Annotated in this window: 5 protein-coding genes and 3 pseudogenes; 4 read left to right on the forward strand and 4 right to left on the reverse strand. The window is 63.6% G+C overall.

Annotated features, from left to right (window positions below):
* Positions 1–222 precede the first annotated feature (222 nt).
* Positions 223–1,656: an amino acid permease gene (locus C5F75_RS26355; RefSeq protein WP_104012917.1), complete on the forward strand. Its 1,434-nt coding sequence runs from the start codon at positions 223–225 to the stop codon at positions 1,654–1,656.
* Between the two features lie 58 nt (positions 1,657–1,714).
* Here C5F75_RS26355 and C5F75_RS26360 read toward each other — a convergent pair whose 3' ends face one another.
* Positions 1,715–2,620 carry an AraC family transcriptional regulator gene (locus tag C5F75_RS26360; RefSeq protein ID WP_258048595.1) on the reverse strand — a complete coding sequence of 302 codons (906 nt, stop codon included), beginning with the start codon at positions 2,618–2,620 and terminating at the stop codon, positions 1,715–1,717.
* An 80-nt stretch (positions 2,621–2,700) separates the two neighbouring features.
* Between C5F75_RS26360 and C5F75_RS26365 the strand changes: the two are divergent.
* The 3 genes and pseudogenes from C5F75_RS26365 (at position 2,701) to C5F75_RS26375 (ending at position 6,457) form a co-directional block, all read left to right on the forward strand.
* Positions 2,701–4,023: pseudogene (locus C5F75_RS26365) on the forward strand (tetratricopeptide repeat protein).
* Positions 4,024–4,194: 171 nt separating this feature from the next.
* Positions 4,195–5,433, forward strand: a complete 1,239-nt coding sequence (locus tag C5F75_RS26370) for an MFS transporter (RefSeq protein ID WP_104012919.1) — start codon at positions 4,195–4,197, stop codon at positions 5,431–5,433.
* Positions 5,434–5,536: 103 nt separating this feature from the next.
* Positions 5,537–6,457 (forward strand): LysR family transcriptional regulator, encoded by a 921-nt coding sequence (locus C5F75_RS26375; RefSeq protein ID WP_104012920.1) that lies wholly within the window; start codon positions 5,537–5,539, stop codon positions 6,455–6,457.
* A 46-nt stretch (positions 6,458–6,503) separates the two neighbouring features.
* Here the strand turns inward: C5F75_RS26375 and C5F75_RS26380 are convergent.
* The 3 genes and pseudogenes from C5F75_RS26380 to C5F75_RS26390 form a co-directional block, all read right to left on the reverse strand.
* Positions 6,504–7,306 (reverse strand): annotated as a pseudogene (locus C5F75_RS26380) (IS5 family transposase).
* A 127-nt stretch (positions 7,307–7,433) separates the two neighbouring features.
* Positions 7,434–7,894, reverse strand: a pseudogene (locus tag C5F75_RS26385) (tyrosine-type recombinase/integrase); the annotation flags it as partial.
* Between the two features lie 129 nt (positions 7,895–8,023).
* Entirely contained in the window at positions 8,024–8,320 is a 297-nt protein-coding gene (locus C5F75_RS26390) for a YrhB domain-containing protein (protein WP_104012921.1), read from the reverse strand.
* Positions 8,321–8,620 lie beyond the last annotated feature (300 nt).

Below are 8,620 nucleotides of genomic sequence, written 5' to 3' on the forward strand. Positions count from 1 at the left end.
TCTGGACCGCGTCAGCCGATTCCATCCTCGAAAAGCTGCATCGACTTTGCTCGCGAATCAGCGGAACAGGACACTAGCGCCCGCTTCGCCTACGTTCACCAGAAGCACGACAAGGATGTCGATCGTCCGGAACGATCACGTCCGTTAATAAGGAATACATACAAACAAAACGGCATTTCCCATGCAACTGCAAAGACAGATGAAGACACCCTCGGAGGCGACATGACACAGACCCCTCAAACCACGACTTACGAACAGGAAGACCTGAAGCGCGACCTGTCGAACCGGCACGTCCAGATGATCGCGATCGGCGGCGCGATCGGCGCCGGGCTTTTCTATGGCTCGTCCTGGGCCATCCGCACGGCCGGCCCGGCCATCCTGCTCGTCTATGTGCTCGCTGCCATCGCGATCTACTTCGTGATGCGCGCACTGGGCGAGATGGCGGTCGAGGAGCCGGTATCGGGTTCCTACGTCTCGTACTCGAACCGCTACATTCACCGCTTCGTCAGCTTCCTGAACGGCTGGAACGCGTTCATCTTCCTGCTCGCCACCAGCGCGGCCGACCTGAACGCGCTCGGCAACTACGTGCACTTCTGGTTCCCCGGCATCCCGATCTGGGTGACGGCGGGTACGGCCGTGGCGATCATGTTCTGCGTCAACGTCATCGGCGTGAAGTTCTATGGCGAGGCCGAGTTCTGGTTTGCGGTCGTCAAGGTCGCGGCGATCGTCGCACTGATCGTCTTCGGCGCCGGCATGATCGTGTTCGGCATCGGCAACCACGGCGTGCCGATCGGTTATCACAACCTCGTTGCGAACGGCGGATTCTTCGCCAAAGGCGTGGGCGGTACCTTTCTCGCGATCGTGATGGTGGCCTTCTCGTTCGGCGGCGTCGAGAATCTCGGCCTCGCAGCCGGCGAAGCGAAGGATGTCCGCACGACCATGCCGAAGGCGATCAACGCGACGTTCTGGCGCCTGCTGATTTTCTACGTCGGCGCGATCGCGGTTCTGCTGATGGTGTTCCCGTGGACCTCGCTGACCACCAAGGGCAGCCCCTTCGTCGAGGTATTCACGAAGATCGGCATTCCCGCCGCGGCCGGCATCATGAACCTCGTCGTGATCATGGCGGTGCTCTCGGCCGTGAACGCGAGCGTGTTCACCAACAGCCGCACGTTCTACAACCTTTCGCTGCAGAAGAACGCGCCGGCGTTCCTCGGCGTCGTCAACAACCGCAAGGTGCCGTATCGCGCGATCCTAATGGTATTCGCAACGATGTTTGCGGGCGTGCTGCTCAACTACGTGATGCCGGAGCAGGCATTCGAGCTGTTCTCGTCGGTCACCGTGTTCGCGCTCGTCTGTGCATGGGGTTCGATCGTCATCAGCCACCTGCGCTTTCGCAAGATCCGGATCGCGAACGGCGAAGCGGACAAGCTCACCTACAAGATGCCGTTTTATCCGTACAGCAACTACATTGCGCTCTGCTTCGTCGCCGCGGTGATGGCCTGTATCGCAATCCTGCCGGACATGCGGATGTCGCTGGTGGTGTCGGCGGTCTGGGTCGCGTTCGTGTATGGCGTGTATCGCTTCTATATCCGGAACGAAGCCACGCGCACCGATGCCGCGTGCGAATCGTGCGATCCGAAGGATCTTCCGGCGTAAGCGTCCGCATCATCGATCGGATCCCGCGGGATCCGATCGGCCCCGATTCCTCTCGCCTTCAGCGCGGCCGCGCCGGCGCGCATTCGCCGAACTCGGTGCCGCGGCCGCGCATGTAGGCCCGCGGGCTGCTGCCCATCTCCAGCCGGAACGCGTAGACGAAAGCCGACGTCGAGCCGTAGCCCAGCTCCATCGCGACGCGTGTCACGCCGTGCCCGCCCGCAAGCAGTTCAATCCCCCTGAACAGGCGCATGCGACGGCGCCACGAGCGCAGGCTCATGCCGGTTTCGGCGACGAACCGGCGGGCCAGCGTGCGCGTCGACATCCCGAACATGGCGCCCCACTCCTCCGGGCCGCGCAGGTCCGCCGGATCCGCGTAGAGCGCTTCGCACAGCGACATCAGCGCTGCATCGCGCGGCCAGGGCAATGCCGACGGGAGCGCCGGCGCACGTCTCAGCTGGTCGAGAATCAGCTGGGTGATGCGCGCCGCATAGCCGTCTTCGCCGGGTTGCCCTTCGATTTCGCTCGCCTCGACGATCAGCGCCTTCAGCAACGGCGAGACGGTGAACACGCTCGGACTCGTGCCCGGCAGCGCCGGCCCCGCGTCGTCCGAGATCCACAGGCTTCGAAATTCCGCGCCCAGCAGCGAGCCGACGCGATGCCGCGCGCCGGTGGCGAGCCACACGGCCTGATCCGGCGATATGACGCAGGAACCGCCTTCCGCGATCACCGTCAGCGCGCCCGAGATCGCGTACACCACCTGATGCCAGCCATGATGATGTTCGGGAAAACAGTGGCGGGCGGGAATGAACTGCGCGCGCACCCTGAGGGGTGCCGGTGGCGCCGCGTTCGCCGGCGCCTCGATCGTTTCCCAGACCATGATGATTCTCCAGTTGGCAGATATTCTATATATTTTGTCTATTAATCGAAATACCGACACCGAGAAACTTGGTCTAATCATCGTCATGCCTGTCTCGACGACAACGCGCGCGCAATTGACAGCCGCCGCCCCGAACGCCAACGATACTTACCGGAGTTTCCCGCCTCATGGCCTGTTTCGACCGCTACAGCCTGCCCCTTTCGACGACGTCCGAACGCGCGGCCGAGCGCTATCGCGCCGGCGTCGACCTGCTCCTGTCCCTGTGGCCAGGCGCAGCCGAAACGCTCGACGAGGCGATCGCGGCCGATCCGGAATTCGCGCTGGCGCAGGCCGCCCGGGCACGCCTGCATGCGATCCGCGCCGAGGTCGGCGAGGCGCGCGCGATGATCACGAACGCGGTCGCACTCGCTGCCCGCAACGGCACGCCGCGCGAGCGCAGCCACGTCAACGTGCTGTCGCTCGCGATCCACGGGCAGTCCGCACCGGCACTGACGGCCGCGTTCGAGCATGCCGACAGCTGGCCCCGCGACGTGGTCGTGTTGTCGCTGCCGCTCGGCGCGTTCGGCCTGTTCGCGTTTTCGGGCATGGCGGATCACGATCAGGCGCGCGTCGATCTTTGCGAGCGCCATGCGCGGCATTTCGAGGACGACGACTGGTGGTTCCTGACGTATCGCGGCTGGGCGCATGGCGAAAACGGCGACGTCCGGCTCGGCCGCACGCTGACGCAGCGTGCGCTCGAATTGCGCCGGCACAACGTCAATGCCGCGCACGCGGTGGCACACGTGCTGTACGAGGCCGGCGCGAACGACGAGGCCGACGCGATGATCGCCGGCTGGCTGCCTGAATACGACCGCAGCGGCATCCTTCACAGCCACATTGCGTGGCATGCGGCGCTGATCGCGCTCGAACGCGGCGATACCGAACGCGCGCTCGCGATCTACGACGCGCAGGTTGCGCCGGCGGCGTCGCTGGGCGTGCCGATCAACGTGGTCAGCGATACCGCTTCGTTCCTCTGGCGCATGCAGGCTTACGGTCACATCGTTCCCGACGGCAAGTGGGACGATGCGGCCCGGTATGCATCGGACTACTTCCGGTAGGCCGGCTTCCCGTTCGCCGATGTCCATATGGCGTTGATCGCGGCGGCCACCGGCGCAAAGGCGGCGCTCGACGAGCGGGCGGGCGCGCTCGACGCGCTCGTCGAAGCCGGCACGCTGCGGGCCGGTGCCGTGGTGCCGGCGATCTGCCGCGCGGCGCTTGCATTCGCCGACGAGCAATACGCACGATGCGCGGCCCTTCTCGAACCCGTGGCACACGAAGCGGTACGCATCGGCGGCAGCGGCGCACAACGCGAAATCGTGCAGGACACGCTGCTGGTCGCGTGGATGCGCAGCGGCGACGCCGGCAAGGCACGCGCGCTGCTCGAGCAGCGCCTGCATCGTCGGCCATCGCCGCGCGATACGCGCTGGCTGGGTCAGCTCGTCACGGCCTGATTCGATCGTTTCCGATCGACGTCACCCGACAGCGGCGCGACCCGCGCCCTCCATTCAGCCCCGCCCGTCGACCGCCGGTGCCCCTGCCGGCTCGCACGGGCAATTCCGTCCGATGCGGCGCGAGGACGGCGTGCGAGAAAGCGGACGTCGCGCAACCGCCAAGGAAGTCATATGTGTTCAAGCATCGTGGAACCGCACACCCGGTTGCGGCACTGGCTGGTCGACGGAATCGGGCCGGTCGCCGCGATCGCGATCGCGCAGCTGTTCGGCACGGCGCTGTGGTTCAGCGCGAACAGCACGGCCCCGGACCTGATGCGGCTCTGGCACGCGAGCGCGGCCGACATCGGCTGGCTGACCAGCGCGGTACAGCTGGGCTTCATTTTCGGCACGCTTGCGATCTCGTTGAGCGGTGCCGCGGACCGATTTCGCGCGAGCCGGATTTTCGTGTGCAGCGCCGTGCTCGGGGCCGCCTTCAATCTCGGTTTTGCGTGGCTGTCGAGCGGTCTTGCCACGGGCGCGGCGTTCCGGTTCGGCGTCGGCATCTGCCTCGCGGGCATCTATCCGATGGGCATGAAGCTGATCGTCGGCTGGGCGCCGGATCGCACGGGTTCCGCGCTGGCCCAGCTGGTCGCCATGCTGACGCTCGGCACGGCACTGCCGCACGCGATGCGGGTCGTCGGCACCGGTCTGCCGTGGCAGTGGATCATCACCGCGTCGTCGGTGCTCGCGCTGATCGGCGCCGTCGTGATCGGCGTCCTCGGTGACGGCACCTATCCGCGGACGAACGCCGCCGTTGGGCGGCAAGGCAGCCCGGCCGCCGTGCTCGTGGCGTTCCGGATCCGCGCGTTTCGTGCCGCGACGTTCGGTTACTTCGGCCATATGTGGGAGCTCTACACGTTCTGGACGGCCGTGCCGCTGTTGATCGCACATACCGCGCTGGCGTCGCAGTTTCCCCGTTTCGGTGTGTCGGGCCTCGCCTTCGGCGTCATCGCCACGGGCGCAATCGGCTCGCTCGTCGGCGGAATGCTGTCGCGCACGCTGGGTAGCGCAAAGGTCGCGCTCGGTGCATTAGCCATCTCTGGGCTCTGTGCGCTGACTTTCGCACTGGCATGGCGCGTGCTGCCGCCGATGGCCATGGCGGCGCTGCTCGTCGTCTGGGGTGCGTCGGTCGTCGCAGATTCGCCGCAATTCTCGGCGCTGGCGGCACGCGCCTGCCCGCCCGCTTGGGTCGGAGGCGCGCTGGCAATCCAGAACTCGATCGGCTTCGCCATGACGGTCATCTCGATCGCAGCCACCACCGCGCTGCTCGAGAAGATCGGGCTCGATGCGATCTGGCTGCTGGTGCCCGGGCCAGTGCTGGGGCTGGCGGCATTCCTGTGGACCTCGGGCCGAGCTACGCCGACAGCATGACCCGGACGGGCAAACGGCATCGTGGTGCCGCGGGCCGGCCGATGCGCTACACACGCACCGGTGCCAGCGATCGCCTGTTGCAAGCAATATGGGGAGTTCAACCATGCTCGATCTCCAGTATCTTTCGATCCTGAAGGAAGTCCAGCGACTCGGCAGCCTGACCGCGGCCGCCGAGCGCCTCAACGTCACGCAGTCGGCGCTGTCACATATGGTCCGCAAGTTCGAGGAGCGGCATGGTGTCAAGTTCTGGACCAAGAACGGACGCGGCCTGCGCTTTACGCATGCGGGCGAATATCTGATTGCGCTGGCCGAGCGTGTGCTGCCGCAGATCGAACATGCCGAGCGCACGCTCATCGAATTTGCCGAGGGGCGACGCGGCGCACTGCGTGTGGGGATGGAGTGCCATCCCTGCCAGAAGTGGCTGACGCGGCTGACTTCACGTTATCTCGCAAGCTGGCCCGATGTCGATTACGACGTCAGGACTGCGTTCGGTTTCGATGGCGTCGCGGCGCTGCTCGGCTTTGAAATCGACCTGCTTGTCACACCCGACCCGGTCAACCTGCCCGACGTCGTGTTCGAACCGGTGATCGACTACGAGCTGATGCTGGTGGTACATGAACAGCACCCGTTTGCCGCGCGCGAATTCGCGCTGCCGCATGACCTGCTCGCCGAGGAACTGATCACGGTGCCCGTCGGCAAGGAGCGGCTCGACATCTATACGCGCTTCCTGGTCCCCGCCCATTGCCGGCCCAAATTCCATCGCACGGCCGAGCAGACCGAGCTGATGCTGCAGCTGGTCGCAGCACACCGGGGCGTGGCCGTGCTGCCCGACTGGCTGGTGATCGAGGAAGGCGCGTCCATGCCGATTCGCATGGTGCGCCTCGGTCAAGACGGTATTCACAAAAGCATCCACCTCGGCGTGCGTCGCGGGGAAGAGGAAGTGCCCTATATCGCCGGCTTTCTCGCGTTGGCCCGGCAGTTTGATGTAAGGTCAGCAGCGACACCGGTTGAACGGTCCGCGTGATGTCAGTGCCTCCATGCAAAGTGGAACACATCACTTAGAGGGGAGTTCAAAAACTTTGCTCAGCTCGCCTGAAGATGTTCCGACAGACGAGCGAGAAGCCGAGTTTCAAGAATGCTTCGTGAATTGCGGCGCGTCGCTCGAAGCGCGTACGCACACGACGGAAATTATGGACCCAGGAGTGTGTGCGTTCGACCACCCAACTATACTTGCTGGGCCCGCTACCATATTCGCTCCGGCGCTTCGCGAACATGGGCCTGACGCTGCGCTCACGCAGCGCACGTCGGTGTCGTGTGGAGTCGTAGCCGCAATCGGCGTAGACGGCGCCAGACTTCAGAAGTGGTTGACCACGGACGCCGCGAATTGGCGGAATTGCACAATGAGCGGCAGCAACTGCGTGACTTCGTTGGCGTTCGCGCCAGTCAGGATCGTGACAACAGGAACGCCGTTGGCGTCTACGAGGATGTGGTGCTTGGAACCGGGTCGCGCACTATTCGCGGGTTTAGGCCAGTTTTTCGTCGGTCACAGCGACGCGCACTGACGACGAATCGACCGCAGCGTATAACAGATCGATCTGGCCGGCCGCACCAGCAACTTGTGCAGTTGGTACCACACACCAGCCTTTTGCCAGTCGTTTAATCGCCACCAGCAAGCTGCCCCTGAGCCGAAGCCCAGCCGAGTCGGCAAGTGGTTCCACCGTATTCCCGTTTTGAACACGAACAGGATGCGGTTGACCGCCGCACGATCGGACACGCGCGGGTGACCAGGCACGCTCTTCGCACGAGGCTTCACGCGTGGTAGCAATGGCCCGATCAGTATCCACAGTTCGTCGTCAATGATCGGCGCTTCCATAATGCGCGGGCGTCACACTCATACAACAACCCTCTGATTTAAAATAACAATATATTGGTGGCAGACCGCTCGGCCAAATGGTGCTTAGATCCTTCTAACCGGAATCTTGCATCGGAATCACGAGGTCCCCATATGCGGTATCGTCGAGTCCAATCGACGCGACCCAGCGATGCACCATTCGGGCGTATTGCCGGGTCGACAGATGCGGTGACGTATGCAACCGGCTCGGAAACAGAAATCCGCGGCCTTCAGCCCTCGCGCTTCGATCCAAGCTTCGAGGCTATCACGGGTCTGTTCCGTGATCTCGAATTGGACCGGCCGCTGGGTCTTCTGCTGCATGACGGTGGCCCTCGCAGCCACGTGGCTTCCGTGACGGACGTCCTGCACCTGCAATCGCGTGAAATCGCACGCTCGAAGCTTGCTGTCGATTGCGAGATTGAACATCGCGAGCTCACGGACGTTCGACGCCATCTGAAGCCTCGTCCGGATCGCCCAAATTTCTCGGAGCTTTAGCGGCGGTTTCTGCCCGGTGAGTTTGCCCTTGTTCCATGGCACACGACGGCTAACGGCGACACTCTCGGATTTCATGACAATCTCCTTTCAGGCAAAGGGAGATTGAGTGTGCGCCTACGGACGGTCGCTACCCGACCCCGAGCAGCCTTTCACTCGCACCCAAAGCGGGCACTCGAGAACTCGTGCCGAACTTGCCATTGTCGACTACGCGTTTGCATTTCCGCAGAGGCGGAAGGCTTCGATGGATTCGACAATGGGTCTTAGGTAGCTGATGAAGGCGGAATAGCCACCCGCGCGACTAACAAAGATGGGAGCGTTTCCGACCAGCGAGAATCCAAATTCTCCCGTTTCGAGAAAACGAGCCGATTGGTAGTAGAAAACCCAGCCGACGTCAAACTCTTGGGTGTATTCGTCGACAACAACCGCGTCACAGCCTTCCCAACCTGCCTTGGTGATGGCACGTTGGGCAGCTTCCTTTGCTTGCTCGGCTGTCAGTTCCATTGGACGTTAGTGTGGTTGTTATGGACCGATTGTCACCAATTCAGATACTGAAGTCGAGTGGCTGCTTCTGGCCGATTGCAGCCTCTCGCCATCGCCGGCAACTGGCCCGACGGCGAACTTGGAGCAGTCCCGTTCAGGCCGCTGGTAAACTCGGGCTGCCAAAGCAACTTTTCCCCGTCATATGAGCACGCAACCCACAGCAGCACCTGCACCCGTCACCCCGATGATGCAGCGGTACCTGCGCCTTATTTGACGGGGCCCGATGCGCAAACCTACGCCAAGTCCTACGCTCGCCCATCA

The organism is Burkholderia anthinoferrum (assembly GCF_002925705.1).
GTDB lineage: Bacteria > Pseudomonadota > Gammaproteobacteria > Burkholderiales > Burkholderiaceae > Burkholderia > Burkholderia semiarida.